The 16,328-nt window shown below is 65.3% G+C and carries 14 protein-coding genes; 7 read left to right on the top strand and 7 right to left on the bottom strand.

Annotated elements, in window-relative coordinates; translation table 11 throughout:
- Both VF497_RS03230 and VF497_RS03225 read left to right on the top strand, forming a co-directional pair.
- On the top strand, window positions 1-523 hold a 523-nt coding region (locus VF497_RS03230), incomplete at its 5' end, for a sigma-70 family RNA polymerase sigma factor (RefSeq protein WP_330886202.1).
- Window positions 513-1,310 carry an anti-sigma factor family protein gene (locus tag VF497_RS03225; protein WP_330886201.1) on the top strand — a complete coding sequence of 266 codons (798 nt, stop codon included), beginning with the start codon at window positions 513-515 and terminating at the stop codon, window positions 1,308-1,310. The genes VF497_RS03230 and VF497_RS03225, both read left to right, overlap by 11 nt.
- A gap of 15 nt (window positions 1,311-1,325) precedes the next feature.
- Here VF497_RS03225 and VF497_RS03220 read toward each other — a convergent pair whose 3' ends face one another.
- The 3 genes from VF497_RS03220 to VF497_RS03210 form a co-directional block, all read right to left on the bottom strand.
- Window positions 1,326-1,751, bottom strand: coding sequence for an NfeD family protein (locus tag VF497_RS03220; RefSeq protein WP_330886200.1), 426 nt, complete (start codon window positions 1,749-1,751; stop codon window positions 1,326-1,328).
- Window positions 1,752-1,779: 28 nt separating this feature from the next.
- On the bottom strand, window positions 1,780-2,760 hold the full coding sequence (locus tag VF497_RS03215; RefSeq protein WP_330886199.1) for an SPFH domain-containing protein: 981 nt from the start codon (window positions 2,758-2,760) through the stop codon (window positions 1,780-1,782).
- Window positions 2,761-2,835: 75 nt separating this feature from the next.
- Window positions 2,836-4,143, bottom strand: a complete 1,308-nt coding sequence (locus VF497_RS03210; protein ID WP_330886198.1) for a sensor histidine kinase — start codon at window positions 4,141-4,143, stop codon at window positions 2,836-2,838.
- Window positions 4,144-4,310: 167 nt separating this feature from the next.
- Here VF497_RS03210 and VF497_RS03205 point away from each other — a divergent pair, with 167 nt between their 5' ends.
- Window positions 4,311-5,555, top strand: a complete 1,245-nt coding sequence (locus tag VF497_RS03205) for a molybdopterin-dependent oxidoreductase (protein WP_330886197.1) — start codon at window positions 4,311-4,313, stop codon at window positions 5,553-5,555.
- A gap of 10 nt (window positions 5,556-5,565) precedes the next feature.
- Entirely contained in the window at window positions 5,566-5,898 is a 333-nt protein-coding gene (locus tag VF497_RS03200; protein WP_330886196.1) for a hypothetical protein, read from the top strand.
- A gap of 19 nt (window positions 5,899-5,917) precedes the next feature.
- On the opposite strand, the gene VF497_RS03195 is transcribed toward VF497_RS03200, so the two are convergent.
- The 4 genes from VF497_RS03195 to sucC all read right to left on the bottom strand — a co-directional run bounded on the left by VF497_RS03195 (window position 5,918) and on the right by sucC (window position 11,144).
- On the bottom strand, window positions 5,918-7,258 hold the full coding sequence (locus tag VF497_RS03195; RefSeq protein ID WP_330886195.1) for a sigma-54 dependent transcriptional regulator: 1,341 nt from the start codon (window positions 7,256-7,258) through the stop codon (window positions 5,918-5,920).
- A 124-nt stretch (window positions 7,259-7,382) separates the two neighbouring features.
- A complete protein-coding gene (locus tag VF497_RS03190; protein ID WP_330886194.1) occupies window positions 7,383-9,014 on the bottom strand; it encodes an NAD+ synthase in 1,632 nt (543 codons plus the stop codon).
- A 69-nt stretch (window positions 9,015-9,083) separates the two neighbouring features.
- Window positions 9,084-9,959, bottom strand: a complete 876-nt coding sequence (gene sucD / locus VF497_RS03185; protein WP_330886192.1) for a succinate--CoA ligase subunit alpha — start codon at window positions 9,957-9,959, stop codon at window positions 9,084-9,086.
- Between the two features lie 18 nt (window positions 9,960-9,977).
- Entirely contained in the window at window positions 9,978-11,144 is a 1,167-nt protein-coding gene (sucC, locus tag VF497_RS03180; protein ID WP_330886190.1) for an ADP-forming succinate--CoA ligase subunit beta, read from the bottom strand.
- A gap of 201 nt (window positions 11,145-11,345) precedes the next feature.
- Between sucC and VF497_RS03175 the strand changes: the two genes are divergently transcribed.
- From VF497_RS03175 to VF497_RS03165, 3 genes are all read left to right on the top strand, one after another.
- On the top strand, window positions 11,346-12,974 hold the full coding sequence (locus VF497_RS03175) for a sensor histidine kinase (RefSeq protein WP_330886188.1): 1,629 nt from the start codon (window positions 11,346-11,348) through the stop codon (window positions 12,972-12,974).
- A 58-nt stretch (window positions 12,975-13,032) separates the two neighbouring features.
- Entirely contained in the window at window positions 13,033-14,415 is a 1,383-nt protein-coding gene (locus tag VF497_RS03170) for a sigma-54 dependent transcriptional regulator (protein ID WP_330886186.1), read from the top strand.
- Between the two features lie 227 nt (window positions 14,416-14,642).
- Window positions 14,643-16,328 (top strand): tetratricopeptide repeat protein (locus VF497_RS03165; protein WP_330886184.1); only part of this gene is annotated, 1,686 nt, incomplete at its 3' end.

Below are 16,328 nucleotides of genomic sequence, written 5' to 3'. Positions count from 1 at the left end.
CGACGCCGCCTACAACCTCGGCCGCTGGCTGCTCGGCAACGAGCACGATGCGGCCGACGCCGTGCACGACGCCTTCCTGCGCGCCGCGCGCGCGGCCGACACTTATGCCGGTGGCAGCGCGCGCGCCTGGTGGCTGGCGATCGTGCGCAACTGCTGCCTTGCGCGACTCGAAACGCGCAACAAGGACCGACGCAATATTTCGATCGACGCAGCGAATGATGACGATGGCCCCGCACGCAACAGCGTCGAACAACTGCTGCCGCGCAGCGAAGCCAACGAAGTCGAGGAGCGTCTCGATCAAGCGCAACGACACGCGCTCATCGCGCGCGCGCTACACGATCTGCCGCAGGAATTCCGCGAAACGCTGATCCTGCGCGAGATCGAGGAACTCTCATACCGTGAAATCGCCGACGTGCTGCAGACGCCGATCGGCACCGTGATGTCGCGCCTCGCGCGCGGCCGCGCACTGCTACAGAAAGCCCTGGCCGGCACCGCCGCCAGCGAGGTGACGCATGGACTGTAAGACTGCACGAGACACCCTTCCACTCTATTTCGACGGCGAACTCGATCGCGCCGCGAGCCGCGAATTCGAAGCGCACCTCGATGCCTGCGCCGACTGCCGCGGCGCGCTGATCGAACTCGACGCGCTGCGCTCGACCCTGCGCCGTGACGCACCGCGCCACGTCGCCCCGCAACTTTTGCGCAAGCGCATCGAGAAACTTGCCGCCACGGAAACGAGTGCTGCGCCAACGACACCAGCGCGCCGCGCGAGCGGATCGCCGTCACGCTGGCTTGCGTACGCCGCCTCGACCGTACTCGCCTTCGCCGCAGGCGGCATTGCCGTCTCATTGTGGGATTCTCCGGGCCGCAACGCCGAACCTGCACAGGCATCCGCAACCGCACAGCTCGCTCGCGACCTGTTCGCGAGCCACTGGCGCGCGCTTGCCGCCGCGTCGCCGGTCGACGTCGTCTCGACCGACCGGCACACGGTCAAACCGTGGTTCGAAGGCAAGATCGATATCGCGCCCGTCGTGCACGACTTCGCCGAACAGGGCTTCGCTCTCGTCGGCGGCCGCATCGACTACGCCGGCAACGCGCGCCTGCCCGTGCTCGTCTACCGTCACGGCCAGCATCTGATCGACGTGTTCGTGCTGCCCGACTCCACAACGCTGCCCGGCGACAATGCCAACCTGCAATCCGGTTACCGGCTCGACGCGGTCAAGCTTGGCGGTCAGAACGCGGCAATCGTGTCGGACATGGACCAGGTCGAACTCACCCGCTTCGCGCAACTGCTCAACGCGATCAAATAGCCGGAGCCCGCAGGCTCACACTGCGCGCACCTTGATCGTCGTGCCGTTGACGCCGACCACCTCGACTTCGGTGCCGGCCGGAAGATCCGGCCCTTCGGCCAGCCACGGCGAATCGCCGATGCGCACCTTGCCGCGGCCGCCGACGATCGCCGTATCGAGCGTGTAACGCTGGCCGATGAACTGCTCGGCGCGACGGTTGAGCAGCGGCTGGTCGCTGCGCTCGTCGATCACCTTGCGCACGAAGCGCCAATAGACGAAGCAGCTCGCCAGTGCGAGCATGGCGAACAGCACGGCTTGCGCAAGGAAGGAAATCCCCGGGATCAAGAAGGTCACGACACCGAGTGCCGCCGCTGCGAAGCCGATCCAGACCAAAAAATAGCCCGGTGCGAGCAGCTCGGCGCCGACCAGGACGAGGGCGAGAATCCACCAACCGTAGTGCATGACGTGCTCCGTAAGCCTGTGTTCGCGGTCAAGCCTGAGAGTTCGGCAGAGCCTTCGGCGGTGCGGCCGAAGGCTTCGCGGCAGGCGCGCCCTGCTGTTCCTGCAAACTCGACTTCGCCAGCTCGGCGATGCCGGCGAGCGAGCCGAGCACGCCGGTCGCCTCCATCGGCAGCAACATGATCTTCTGGTTCGGCGCGCCGACCATCGCCTTGAGCGCATCGACGTACTTGGTCGCGACGAAGTAGTTGATCGCGTTGATGTCGCCGGCACGGATCGCCTGCGACACCATCTCGGTCGCCTTCGCTTCTGCCTGCGCAGAACGCTCGCGCGCCTCAGCCTCGCGGAACGCGGCTTCGCGCTTGCCCTCGGCGGCGAGGATCACGGCCTGCTTTTCGCCTTCTGCCTTGAGGATCGCGGCCTGACGAAAACCTTCGGCTTCGAGGATGTTCGCGCGCTTCTCGCGCTCGGCCTTCATCTGCCGCGCCATCGAGTCGATCAGATTCTGCGGTGGCTGGATATCCTTGATCTCGATGCGGTTGCATTTGAGACCCCAGGGATGCGTCGCCTCGTCGACGACCTTGAGCAGGCGCGCATTGATCTCGTCGCGCTTGGACAGCGACTCATCGAGATCCATCGAACCGAGCACGGTGCGGATGTTGGTCATGATCAGGTTGAGGATCGCCTGATTGAGGTTGGCGACCTCGTAGGCCGCCTTGGCCGCATCGAGCACCTGATAGAACACGACGCCGTCGACGCGCACGACCGCGTTGTCCTTGGTGATCACGTCCTGCGAAGGCACGTCGAGCACCTGTTCCATCATGTTCATCTTGCGCCCGACGCTGTGATAGATCGGCACGAGGATGTGCAGGCCCGGATCCATCGTCGAGGTGTAGCGACCGAAGGTTTCCTTGGTCCATTCGTAACCCTGCGGCACGATGCGGACCGTCTTCGAGATGCCGATGAAGATCAGCACCACCAGTACCAATGCGACTACGCCTCCACCGCCCATGCCTTTCTCCCCGTCAGGTTTGAACCGTACTTGGCAGTATAGCGCCGCGACCTTTCCGATTCCGTGTCACGAAAGTCACGGCGTTTGCGGCAGCGTCAGCGTAACTGCCAGGCCGCCGCCCTCGCGGTTGGCGAGCGCGATGCGGCCACCGTGCGCCTCGACGATCTCGCGCGCAAGCGCGAGGCCGAGGCCGGTGCCGCTGCGCTTGGTCGAGTAGAACGGCAGCAAGGCGCTGGCGAGCACGGTCTCGTTCATGCCGCTGCCGCGGTCGCGCACCTCGATGCGTACGTCGTTGCCGCGTTCGGCCAGCGCGAGTTCGACCTCGTCGCCGGGACCGCCCGATTCATGCGCGTTCTTGAGCAGGTTGATCAGCACCTGTTCGATCTGCGCGCGATCGAATGCGCCGGGCCGCTTTGGCATCGCGCCGACAGGACGGAACGGGTATTGCTGCGCAAGGCCAGTCAGAAATTCCGCCCAGGCCACATTCTCGATGCGCGGCTGCGGCAATTTCGCGAATTCCGCGTAGCCGGCGATGAAGCCGTGCAGGTGGCGCGCGCGGCCTTCGATCGTGTCGAATACGGGCGCGAGTTTATCCGTCGCGCCGCGACGCGCGAGTTCGCGCCCGGAATGCGCAAGCGAGGAGATCGGCGCAAGCGAGTTGTTGAGCTCGTGGCTGATCACGCGGATGACTTTCTTCCAGGTCTGCACTTCCTGGCGCGACAGCTCGCGCGTCAGGCGCTTGATCAGCAGCATGCGATGCTCGCGGCCGTGCAGGCGGAAAGTCTTCTGGCTGAGATGGAAAGTCTCCGCCTCGCCGTCGATGTCGACGCTGAACAGTCCGTCCTGATGGCCGATCAGCGCGGCACCAAGCACCGGCGGGCAGCTGTCGACGAGCTCGGCGAACGCGGCGCCATTCATCGCGCGGCCATCGTTGAGCAGCGCGCGCGCGGCCAGGTTGGCGTAGACGACGAACTGCGACGCGTCGATCAGGACCAGCGCGGTCGGCGAGTTCTGCACCATCGTGTCGAGCAGCAATTCGCGCTCGATCAGGTTCTGACGCTGCTCGCGCAAGACGCGGCCAAGTTCGTTGTGCGCGGCGATCAGTTCGCCGAACTCGTCGCGCCGCGCCTCGACCAGCGAGGTCGAGAAGTCGCCGTCGCGGTAGCGCGCGACGCCGCCCGAGAGCGCGCGCATCAGGCTTTGCACCGGCCTGGTCGCGGAATGCGCCAGCATCGATGCCGGAATCGCAAACGCGATGAATACCACCGTCGCAGCGAACCATGGCGGCAACCATAGCGCGAGCAGCGCGGTCGACGCGCAGCCGACGATCAGCACCGCGACGAGCAGTGCGGCGAGCTTGCCTTCGAGCGAAAAGAAACGCATGCCGGCAAGGCTAACCGAACAGGGTACCCGGCGGGAATCGCAGCCGCCCGATGGCGACGATGCAATGCAAAAAGGAAGCTGCGGCGACTTGTACTATGCTTCGCTCCGCGACAGCCGCGCGAATGACTCAGACTGCCGCCACATTCATTGCCCAAGGGGACTTCGCCATGCGCCATCGGTCTCGCAGTGATTCGCCCAGTGCGCCACGTCGACACTTTCTGCAACAGGCCGGCGCGCTCGGTCTCGGCGGCATGCTCGGTGCTGCGCCGCTCGCCGCGCTTGCGGCCGACAGCGTCGTCAATCTGCCGTTCGGTAACGGCGAACGCGCGCTGGTGAAGTATCCGCAGAAACGGCCGCTGCTGCGCCTGACCGCGCGGCCACCGCAGCTCGAAACGCCATTCGCGGTTTTCGACGAGAACATCATCACGCCGAACGACGCGTTCTTCGTGCGCTACCACCTCGCCGGCATTCCGACGCAGATCGATGCGGCCAAGTACCGAATCGCCGTGCAGGGCAAGGTGGCGACGCCGCTGTCGCTCAGCCTCGAGGATCTGAAGAAAAACTTCGAGCCGATCGAATACGTCGCGGTCAACCAGTGCTCGGGCAACAGTCGCGGCTTCTCCGAACCGCGCGTGCCGGGCGGCCAGCTCGCCAACGGCGCGATGGGCAATGCGCGCTGGAAGGGCGTGCCGCTGAAGGCCGTGCTCGAAAAAGCCGGCGTGCAGGCCGGCGCGAAGCAGGTGAGCTTCAACGGCCTCGACACGCCGGTGCTGCCGACCACGCCGGATTTCGTCAAGGCACTCGATCTCGACCACGCGCTCGACGGCGAAGTCATGCTCGCCTACGCGATGAACGGCGCCGACCTGCCGATGCTCAACGGCTATCCGGTGCGCCTGATCGTGCCGGGCCATTACGGCACGTACTGGGTCAAGCACCTGTCAGAGATCATGGTACTCGACGAAACTTTCGATGGATTCTGGATGAAATCGGCCTATCGCATCCCGGCCAACGCCTGCGCCTGCGTCGAACCGGGCACCGCGCCCACGAAGACCGTGCCGATCAGCCGCTTCGACGTGCGTTCGTTCATCACCAATCTCGCCGATGGTGCGCAGGTGAAGGCGAACCAACCGCAGACCGTGCGCGGCATCGCCTTCGACGGCGGCTACGGCATCCGCGAAGTGCTGTTCTCCGAGGACGGCGGCGCGAACTGGCGCGCAGCCAAGCTCGGCGAGGATCTCGGCAAGTATTCGTTCCGCGCGTGGACGATAGAAACCACACTCGCGCCGGGCGCGCATGCCCTGCAGGTACGCGCGCTCAACCGCATCGGCCAGTCGCAGCCGCTCGTGCCGCTTTGGAATCCGCCGGGCTACATGCGCAATGTGGTCGAGACCACGCACGTCACGGCGGCCTGAGGAGACGACCATGCCATCACTTCACCGTGTCATCGTGATCGCAAGCGGAATGCTCGCTACCACGCTGGCCAGCGCCGCCGTTCTCAAGATCGATCTGCCGAAGGAATCGGCAACCACGTACAAGCCGGGACCGAACCTCGAGCTCGTCAACGCACGCTGCCTGGTCTGCCATTCGGCCGACTACGCCGCGATGCAGCCGCCCAACATGCCACGCAAGACCTGGGAGGCGGAGGTGACGAAGATGAAGAAGGTCTACGGCGCACCGATCGCCGACGAAGAGATCGCCACGCTGACGGACTATTTCGCGAAAACCTACGGCAACGAGGCAGCAGCAAAGCCCTAGCGGCGGCCGCCAAGGTTTCCTAGCTTTCGATCCCCATCTTCTCCATGCGCCGATACAGCGCCTGGCGCGACAATCCGAGTTCGGCGGCCGCCTGGCTGATGACGCCCTTCGCGCGCGCGATCGCGTCCTCGATCGCAGCGCGATCGGGTTCGCTTTCGGCGCTCGCGCGCGCGGGCGCCGGCGTGCGTACGGCGAGGCCGAGGTCTTCCGCTTCGATCACGCCGTCGCGACAGAACAGGCTCGCGCGCTGAATTGCGTTCTTCAGCTCACGCACATTGCCCGGCCACACGTGCGCGACGAGCGCCGCACGCGCCTGTGCGCTCAACTTCACCTCGCCGCCGGCAAACGCTTCCGCCAGCGGCAACACATCGTCGGGCCGCGACGCGAGCGGCGGCAACGCAAGTTCGATCACGTTGAGGCGATAGTACAGGTCTTCGCGGAACGTACCCACGCGGATCATCGCCGCAAGATCGGCATTGGTCGCGCTGACCACACGCACCTTGACCTCGCGTGTCTTGCTCGAACCCAAGCGCTCGAACTTGCCGGTCTCGAGAATGCGCAGCAATTTCATCTGCCCCGGCAGCGGCAGGTTGCCGATTTCGTCGAGCAGCAAAGTGCCGCCGTCGGCTGCTTCGAAGCGGCCTTCGCGCGCCTTGTTCGCGCCGGTATAGGCACCGGCCTCGGCGCCGAACAGCTCGGCCTCGATCAGGTCCTGCGGCAGCGCGCCGCAATTGACCATGACGAATGGCCCAGTCTTCACCGCCGAGTTGTAATGCACGATCTCGGCGATTCGCTCCTTGCCCGCGCCGTTCGGGCCGGTGATCAGCACCGGCGCATCGGCGCGCGCGACGCGGCAGGCGAGTTCGATCAGGCGTTCCATCGCAGAAGAGGCGAACACGGTGCCACGCAGGTCGAAGCGCTCGCGCAGCGCGCTGCGATGGGCGCGGCGTTCGCCGTGCAGGCGCGACACTTCGCGCGAGCTTTCGGAAAGCTCCAGAAGATTCTCGACTGCTGCGACGAGCTTGTGATCGTCCCAAGGCTTGGCCAGATAGTCGGCTGCGCCGGCCTTGACCAGCTCGATCGCGGTTTCCAGATGCGTCCACGCCGTGAGCAGAATCACCGGCAGGTCGGGCTCGCGCTCGCGGATCGCACGGAACAGCGCGACGCCCTCCTCGCCAGAGGTCGTGTCGGCTCGGAAGTTCATGTCTTGCAGGACGAGGTCGACGCGCTCGCGCGCGAGCACGGCGAGGCCTTCCTCGGGCGAGGCGGCATGCAGCGTGCGGATGTCGCGTAGGCTCAACAGCACGTCGAGCGCGGTGACGATCGCGGGATTGTCGTCGATGACGAGTACGGTACGCATCGCTTTACGAAATAGAGGTCGGCCGTCGCGCATGCGGGTTTGGATGCGCGGGACTCGGTTTTGGTTGCAGGCGAGAATAAAGGAAGCGCCCGCTCCTGCAAAATCGACGGTCGTTCACCGGGACCTAGCGCCAGCCCGAGGTGATCGGATAACGGCGCTCGCGCCCGAACGCGCGGCGCGACACCTTCGGCCCCGGCGCGGCCTGATGCCGCTTCCATTCGTTGATGCGCACGAGGCGCAGCACGTGGTCGACGACCTCGGCGTTGTAGCCTGCGCGCACGATATCGTCTCGCGACTGCTCCTGGTCGACGTAGCGCAGCAGGATCGCGTCGAGCACATCGTACGGCGGCAGCGAATCCTGGTCGGTCTGGTTCTCGCGCAGCTCGGCAGTCGGCGCGCGCGTGATGACTTCCGGCGGGATCACCGGCGCGCCGCCGACCGTGTTGCGCCAGTTGGCAAGCGCGTAGACCTCGCTCTTGTACAGGTCCTTGATCGGCGCATAGCCGCCGCACATGTCACCGTAGATCGTCGCGTAGCCGACCGCGTACTCGCTCTTGTTGCCCGTGGTCAACACGAGGCCGCCGAACTTGTTCGACAGCGCCATGAGGATCGCGCCGCGGCTGCGCGATTGCAGGTTTTCTTCGGTCGCATCGACAGCGTGGCCGGCGAATACCGGCGCGAGAGCATCGAGGAATCCGTTCACCGGCGCCTCGATCGGCACGGTCACCAACTTGACGCCGAGCGAGCGCGCCTGCTCGTCAGCGAGATCGTTGCTCTGCCCCGAGGTGTACTTCGACGGCAGGCGCACACCGGTGACGTTGTCGGCGCCGAGAGCATCCACCGCGATCGCAAGCACGAGCGCCGAGTCGATGCCGCCAGACAGGCCGATCCAGACCTTCCTGAAGCCGTTCTTCGCGCAGTAGTCGCGCGTGCCGCGCACGATCGCGCGCCAGGCGAGTGCATCGCGACTCTCGTCGCCGTCGGCCGGCCAGGCAACCGGCGCAAACTTGCGCGTGGCCGCGTCGTAGTCGGCAAGGCACCAGTGATCCTCGAATGCACGCGCCGCGTGATGGATGTGGCCGTCGCCGTCGGCAAGCACCGAGGCGCCATCGAACACGAGCGCATCCTGGCCGCCGACGGCATTTAGATACGCGACTGCGACGCCGGTTTCCTTCACGCGAGTGGCGAGCAAGGCATCGCGCTGCGCATGCTTGTCACGCTCGAACGGGGAGGCGTTCGGCACGATGACAATCTGCGCGCCATGCGCGACCGTGTCGGCGAGCGGTTCGGCGAACCATACGTCCTCGCAGATGATCAGGCCGACCGGCACGCCCTTCACATCGAATACGCACGACCCGCCTGCCGGATCGACTTCAAAATAGCGCCGCTCGTCGAACACCGCATAGTTCGGCAGCTGGCGCTTGCGATAAGTCGCTTCGACTACGCCATCACGCAATACAGAAGCGGCATTGAACACGACGGCGCCATCCGCCTGCGGCCAGCAGGCCACGGCGACGATGCCTTTCACGCCGGAGGCGACGCGCTGCAACGCCGCCTCGCACTCGGCGAGAAAACTCGGCCGCATGAGCAGGTCTTCGGGTGGATAACCGCTGATCGCGAGTTCGGGGAACAGCACGAGATCGGCGCGATGCACATCGCGCGCCTCGGCGATCATCGCCGCGATGCGCTCGGCGTTGCGCGCGACGGCGCCGACAGGGAAATCGAACTGGGCAAGGGCGATGCGCAAAGTCGACATGCGTGTTCCAGAAAACGAAAAGGCCGCGGAAAACCGCGGCCTTATTATCGTCGATTGCGACGCTGATGCTTACTTCTTCAGCTTCGCGGCAATCGCCTTGCCCAGATCCGCCGGCGACTTGACAGTGGTAACGCCGGCTTTTTCCAGCGCCGCGAACTTGGCCGCGGCCGTGCCCTTGCCGCCGGAGATGATCGCGCCGGCATGGCCCATGCGCTTGCCCGCCGGAGCCGAGGCACCGGCGATGAAGGCGACGACCGGCTTGGTCACGTATTCGGCGATGAACTCGGCCGCCTCTTCCTCGGCGCTGCCACCGATTTCGCCGACCATGATGATGCCTTCGGTCTGCGCATCGTCCTGGAACAGCTTCAGACAGTCGATGAAGTTGAGGCCGTTGATCGGGTCGCCGCCGATACCGATGCAGGTCGATTGTCCCAAACCTTCGTTCGTGGTCTGGAACACGGCCTCGTAGGTGAGCGTGCCCGAGCGCGAAACGATGCCGACCTTGCCCGGCTTGTGGATGTGACCCGGCATGATGCCGATCTTGCATTCGCCCGGGGTGATGATGCCGGGGCAGTTCGGGCCGATCAGCACGGTATCGGGATAATCCTTCAGGCGATTCTTCACCCGCAGCATGTCGAGCACCGGGATGCCCTCGGTGATCGCGACGATGACCTTGATGCCCGCGTCGGCCGCCTCGAGGATCGCGTCGGCCGCGAACGGCGGCGGCACGAAGATCATCGTGGCGTCGGCACCGGTTTCGTCGACGGCATCTTGCACCGTGTTGAACACGGGCAGGCCGATGTGCTGCGTGCCGCCCTTGCCCGGAGTGACGCCGCCGACGACCTTGGTGCCGTAGTCGAGTGCCTGCTCGGAGTGGAACGTGCCCTGCTGGCCGGTGAAGCCCTGGGTGATGACTTTCGTATTCTTGTTGACCAAAACGCTCATTTGTCTGATTCCTTCGGCTTAGGCGGCTTTGACGGCGGCAACGGCTTTCTGCGCCGCGTCGTTCAGGTCGAGCGCCGGAGTAATTTTCAAACCGGAGTTGGCGAGCAGTTCGCGACCGGCTTCAACGTTCGTGCCTTCGAGGCGCGCGACGACCGGAATCGTCAGACCCACTTCCTTGACCGCGCCGATGATGCCTTCGGCGATCAGGTCGCAACGCACGATGCCGCCGAAGATGTTGACCAGGATGCACTTGACCTTGTCAGACGACAGGATCAGCTTGAACGCTTCGGTCACGCGCTCCTTGGTCGCGCCGCCGCCGACGTCGAGGAAGTTCGCGGGCTCGGCGCCGTTGAGCTTGATCACGTCCATCGTCGCCATCGCAAGACCGGCGCCATTGACCATGCAGCCGATATTGCCGTCCATCGTGACGTAGTTGAGGTTGTGCTTGACCGCAACCGCCTCGGCCGGATCTTCCTGCGATTCGTCGCGCATCGCGGCGAGGTCGGCATGGCGAAATTCGGCGTTGTCGTCGGAGTTGACCTTGCCGTCGAGCGCAACGAGGTCGCCGGCCTTGTTGATCGCAAGCGGGTTCAGCTCGACCAGGGCGAGGTCCTTCTCGTTGAACAGCTTGTACAGGCCGAGCATGATCTTGGTCAGCTGGCCGGCCTGCTTGGCGTTGAGGCCCATCGCGAAGCCGAGCTGACGGCACTTGTACGGCTGCAGGCCTTCGACGAAGTTCACTTCGAGCGTATGGATGTCCTCGGGATTCTCGCGCGCGACCTGTTCGATATCGACGCCACCTCGCGCGGAGGCGATGAAGGCGACGGATTTCGTGCCGCGATCGACGAGCACCGACAGGTACAGTTCCTTGGCGATGTCGCTGGCCTCGGTGATCAAGACGACGTTGACCGGCAGCGCGCTGCCGCCCGACTGGTAGGTCTCCATCTTCGTGCCGAGCATCTTGGCCGACGCGGCCTTCACGTCGTCGAAGGTCTTGACCAGCTTGACGCCGCCGGCCTTGCCGCGGCCGCCGGCATGGATCTGCGCCTTGACCACCCATTCGTCGCCACCGAGCGCTTTCGCAGCCTCGACTGCCTCTTCCGGGGTCTTGGCGATCTTGCCGGGGGGAACGGGAATTCCATAGTCAGCGAAGAGCTGCTTGGCCTGATACTCGTGGAAATTCATGCGGACACCTTGGGGGAGTGACAAAAACGGCGTGAAATGCCGGCGGGGCGCGTATTGTGATGAATCGCCCGGGCAAAAAAAAGTCTGAACAGCCCGCAAACCCCAAAGCGCGCCAGATATGCGGTCCCGGGGCTCTCCCTGGAACCAGCGAACGCTTATACTTGGGCCAGGGGAGCAATAGGCTCAAGGAGTCTGTCGATCGTGGTCGTCGCCGCCGTCCAAACCAATGTGGCCAGCCGCTCCGCCGGCGATTTAGACACGATCACGCGCGAATTCTATTTCTTCAATCTTTTCCGCGTGCTCGAGGCGATCATCATCCTCGCCTTGATGTTCAGCCCGTACGCGGTCAGCTGGGTCAGCGTGCTGCACCCGATGCTCGGCCGCGCGACCGCAGTGTTCTATCTGGCGTATGCCATGCTCGTGGTTGCGGTCGCCTCGCGCAACCCGCGCCACTACCGCGTCTGGATCGACATTTCGCTCGTCGTCGACATCGCCGTCATCGCGCTGGCGATGTTCTCGATCCGCGACCAGTACACCAGCCTGGCCCTGTTGTTGCTGGTCAACCTCGGCGGCGCCGCGACCCTGCTGCCGCGGCGCATCTCGTTCTTCTTCGCCGCGCTGGCCACCTTCGGCGTGTTCGCGCAGAATATCGCCGGCGACCTGTTCAACGGCGACCGTCGTGAAATCCTCGAAGCCGGCATCTGCGGCCTGGCCTACTTCTCGGTGACCGGCCTGTGCCTGTTCCTCGGCCGGCGCATGCGCGACTCGGAGGCGCTCGCGAGCCGGCGTGGCAGCGACCTGCGCAATCTCGCCCAGATCAACGAATTGATCATCCGGCGCATGAAGACCGGCGTGCTCGTCGTCGACAGCGACAATATCGTGCACCGCTGGAACGAGGCTGCGGCGGCGTTGATCGGCAATCCGACCGACGGCCACAACGATCTCGCCCGCATCGCGCCCGAGTTGTCGCGCCGACTCTACCACTGGCGCACCTCGCGCAAGCTCGACAACACCGCGATCTCGCTCGCCGAAGGTGCCCCGGAAGTCATCCCGCGGTTCACGCGCATGGCCGCGAACGACGACGAGAACGTGCTCGTCTTCCTCGACGACACCTCGCTCGTCTCGCGCCGCGCCGAGCAACTCACGCTCGCCTCGATGGGCCGGCTCGCGGCGTCGATCGCGCACGAGATCCGCAATCCGCTCGCCGCGATCAGCTACTCGGCGCAGCTGCTCGCCGAGTCCGAGGCGCTCGACACCGCCGACCAGCGCATGATCGAGATCATCCGCAACCACGCCGGACGCGTGAACGAGATCGTCGAGAACATCCTCCATCTCGCCCGGCGCGAGCGTTCGATGCCGGAGAGCATCGACTTGGTCGTCTGGGCCGAGCGTTTCATCGTCGACTTCAAGGCCACGCTCGACATAGGCGCGAACACGCTCGCGTGCAAGCCGCAGAAGGCCAGCGTGGAGACGCTGGTCGATCCGAAGCAACTGCACCAGGTCGTGTGGAACCTCGTGCAGAACGCGCAGCGCTACGGTCACCTCCCCGGCGAGCCGGCGCGGATCAGCCTGATCGTGCGCCAGGCCAACGACAACGGCCTGCCGATCCTCGACGTCGTCGACCGCGGGCCGGGTATTCCGACCAAGGTCGCCGCGCAGATCTTCGAGCCGTTCTTCACCACGCACGAGCTCGGCACCGGTCTCGGCCTCTATCTCGCGCGCGAGATGTGCATAGCCAATCTCGCCTCGCTCGACTATCTTCCGATTGCCGGCGGCGGCAGTTGTTTCCGCATTACTTTCCAGCCACCGCCGTCACCGTCCTTCACTTGAGCGCAAACATGCAGTACATGCAAAACCGGTGCAACCTTAAGCCAAAGCGATCCGCCTGATGAGTCAACCCGCCGCCCTCATAGTCGACGACGAACGCGATATCCGCGAACTGCTGGCGATCACGCTCGGCCGCATGGGCCTGACCGTGGACACCGCCGCCGACATCGCCCAGGCCAAGGCACGGCTTGCCGAATCGCGTTACTCGCTGTGCTTCACCGATATGATGCTGCCGGACGGCTCGGGCTTGGAAATCATCGAGTGGATCGCCGCCCGCTACCCGCAAACGCCGGTCGCGATGATCACCGCGCACGGCAATGTCGACGCGGCGGTCACGGCGCTCAAGGCCGGCGCATTCGACTTCGTCTCCAAGCCGGTCGACATCTCGGTGCTGCGCCGCCTGGTCCAGGCCGCGCTCAAGCTCGCCGAGGAGAAAAGCGCCGACGTGCCGAAGACCGACGCCTCGCGGCTGCTCGGCGACTCGCCGGCGATGATCCAGTTGCGCGCGACGATAGGCAAGCTCGCGCGCAGCCAGGCTCCGGTCTACATCTCCGGCGAATCCGGCGTCGGCAAGGAACTCGTCGCGCGCCTGATCCACGAGCAGGGGCCGCGCGCCGCGGCGCCGTTCGTGCCGGTCAACTGCGGCGCGATTCCGGCCGAACTGATGGAAAGCGAATTCTTCGGTCACATGAAGGGCAGCTTCACCGGCGCGGGCGCGGACAAGACCGGCCTGTTCCAGGCCGCTGCGGGCGGCACGCTGTTCCTCGACGAGGTCGCCGACCTGCCCGTGCACATGCAGGTGAAACTGTTGCGCGTGATCCAGGAAAAAGCCGTGCGCCCGATCGGCGGCCGCGCCGAGCTGCCGATCGACGTGCGCATCCTCTGCGCCACGCACAAGGACCTTGGCCGCCTCGTCGAAGCTGGCCAGTTCCGTCAGGATCTCTACTACCGCATCAACGTGATCGAACTGCGCGTGCCGCCGTTGCGCGAGCGCCGCGAGGACGTGCCGCGGCTCGCCGGCCGCATCCTCGAGCGGCTCGCGAAAGGTTCGGGCCAGCCGCCGGTGCGGCTCAGCCCGGAGGCGCTCGATGCGCTGCTGCGTTATTCCTTCCCTGGCAACGTGCGCGAGCTCGAGAACGTGCTTGAACGCGCCGTCGCGCTGTGCGAGAACAACGTGATCGTGGCCGACGACCTGCAACTCTCGGCGCGGGCGCGCGCGCCGGTCCCGACAGCGGCGGCGCCATTCGCCGCGCCCGAGGAAGACGACGATCTCGACGATGCCGGCGCGGAACTCGGCCTCGGCAGCTACATCTCCAACCTCGAGCGCGAGGCGATCATGAAGGCGCTGCAGGAAACGCGCTACAACAAGACCGCCGCGGCGAAGAAACTCGGCATCACCTTCCGCGCGATGCGTTACAAGCTGAAGAAGCTCGGCATCGATTGAAGGAACCTCTGACTAACCTACTGCGCTCGATGTTGCGCGCCGGCGGTGCTCGGACTGCGTAGGCAGGATGCCGAAGCGAACATTCGCGCAGCGAATGGCCCAAAGGGCGAGCCGCGGATGCGGCGAGTCATCCTCATGTACTGACATGTACACTCCGGTTCCTGCGCTCCGGCGACACGCAAATTCTCTTCGCTCGCTACGGTTAATCAGAGGTTCCTGAAGAATCCATGAGTTCGGACTCCACACGCGCGGCGGCCGAGCAGCTCCGGCTCGGCGCCGCGCGCCAGCAGGCGGGCCAGCTTGCGGCGGCCTCGAATCATTTCCGCCGCGCGCTCAAGCTCGACGAATCCAACCCCCAGGCCTGGTACTGCCTCGGCCTGTGCGAATTGCTCTCCGGCAACCACGAAAGCGCCGCGGCATGTTTCCGCGGCTGCGTGGCCCGCGATGCGAACGCCGCGGAGGCCTACAACAACCTCGGCGTCACCTTGCGCCGCATGGGCAATCAGGCCGAAGCCATCGTCGCATTCCGCTCGGCGATGAATGCACGCGAGAACTACGCCAACGCGGCCTTCAATCTCGGCCTGAGCCTCGAAACGACCGGTGTCCTCGCCGAAGCGGAAGCCGCCTATCGGCAGGCGACGGCCTGGAATGGCGGTGATTTCAACGCCGCCAACGCATTGGGTAATCTGCTCCTGCGCACGAAGCGGGCGGAACAGGCGCTGCCTTTTCTCAAGTCAGCGCGGCAACTGCGTCCCGACAGTGCGCGCAGCAATGGCGTGCTGGCGATGGCGCTTCTCGAACTGAATCGCCCGAGGGAAGCACTCGCCTACGCGCGCACGGCGACAGCGATCGAACCGAACGATGCCCACTGGTGGGCGACTCTGGGCAGAATCCAGCGCCTTCTCCACGAGGTGGAGCCGGCCATTGGCGCGTTGCGTCGCGCCTTAGCGCTGAACCCACAGGACTGGGTTTCGCGCTGCGAGCTCGGCCTCGCCCTCGCCGAAGCGGGCGAAGTGCACGAAGCGCGCGAGATTCTTGCCAGCACGCAGGGCGCTGCGCATGTCGCCGAACGCCTGCGCTGGACGATGCTGCTTTCCCTGCCCTCGGTCTATGCCGACGAGGCCGAAGTGGATGCCGAGCGCTCGCGCTTCGTCCGCGGCCTCGAAGAAATCGCCGCGACCCTGCGCCTGGAGACGGCGCAGGAGCGCGAGCACGCATTCACCGCGGCATGCGGCATCACCCTGTTCAACCTCGACTATCAGGCGCGCGACAACACGGCATCGCACCTGCGCTTCGGCGATGTGGTCGGCAAGGTCATGGCTGCCGTCGCGGCGGAGCGCCTTCCATCGCTGCCTGCACTCGCACAGACGCGCTCAGACCGCATCCGCATCGGCGTGGTCAGCAATCATCTGATGCACCACACGGTCTCGCGCTACTTCCGCAAGCTGCTGACCGGTCTGGATCCGGCGCGCTTCGAACTGCACGTCTGGTACGGAGGCGAAGCACAGGACTTCAGCACCGAGGAAATCGTCCGTCAGGCGAAGTCGTTCAACCGCAGCCACGAAGATCCGCTGCGAACCGCAGCGGAAATCCGCGCCGCGCAACTCGATGCCTTGATCTACCCCGAAATCGGCATGGACCCGTACCACAGCGCATTGGGCGCGCTGCGCCTGGCCCCGGTGCAATGCGCACTGTACGGCCACCCCGTCACCAGCGGCCTCGCCAGCATCGATTATTTCCTCGGCGCGGATGCGCTCGAACCGGCAAATGCGCAGGAGCACTATTGCGAAACCCTGGTTCGGCTGCCCGGCCTCGGCACGATACCGGAGCGCCCGCCGGCACCGGGCGACGGCAATTGGCTAGCCGCGCACTTACGCGGCGCACCGATCGCGCTGTGCCTGCAGAATCATCTC

It is taken from the genome of Rudaea sp. (assembly GCF_036383415.1).
Taxonomy (GTDB): Bacteria; Pseudomonadota; Gammaproteobacteria; order Xanthomonadales; family Rhodanobacteraceae; genus Rudaea.
This window is presented reverse-complemented; position numbering and strand designations above follow the sequence as displayed.

Excerpts from the sequence above, each read along its gene's own strand:
- sucC (WP_330886190.1), bottom strand. The coding sequence starts at position 11,144 with ATGAATTTCCACGAGTATCAGGCCAAGCAGCTCTTCGCTGACTATGGA.
- VF497_RS03170 (WP_330886186.1), top strand. The coding sequence starts at position 13,033 with ATGAGTCAACCCGCCGCCCTCATAGTCGACGACGAACGCGATATCCGC.
- sucD (WP_330886192.1), bottom strand. The coding sequence starts at position 9,959 with ATGAGCGTTTTGGTCAACAAGAATACGAAAGTCATCACCCAGGGCTTC.
- VF497_RS03200 (WP_330886196.1), top strand. The coding sequence starts at position 5,566 with ATGCCATCACTTCACCGTGTCATCGTGATCGCAAGCGGAATGCTCGCT.
- VF497_RS03215 (WP_330886199.1), bottom strand. The coding sequence starts at position 2,760 with ATGGGCGGTGGAGGCGTAGTCGCATTGGTACTGGTGGTGCTGATCTTC.
- VF497_RS03225 (WP_330886201.1), top strand. The coding sequence starts at position 513 with ATGGACTGTAAGACTGCACGAGACACCCTTCCACTCTATTTCGACGGC.
- VF497_RS03195 (WP_330886195.1), bottom strand. The coding sequence starts at position 7,258 with ATGCGTACCGTACTCGTCATCGACGACAATCCCGCGATCGTCACCGCG.
- VF497_RS03190 (WP_330886194.1), bottom strand. The coding sequence starts at position 9,014 with ATGTCGACTTTGCGCATCGCCCTTGCCCAGTTCGATTTCCCTGTCGGC.
- VF497_RS03210 (WP_330886198.1), bottom strand. The coding sequence starts at position 4,143 with ATGCGTTTCTTTTCGCTCGAAGGCAAGCTCGCCGCACTGCTCGTCGCG.
- VF497_RS03205 (WP_330886197.1), top strand. The coding sequence starts at position 4,311 with ATGCGCCATCGGTCTCGCAGTGATTCGCCCAGTGCGCCACGTCGACAC.
- VF497_RS03220 (WP_330886200.1), bottom strand. The coding sequence starts at position 1,751 with ATGCACTACGGTTGGTGGATTCTCGCCCTCGTCCTGGTCGGCGCCGAG.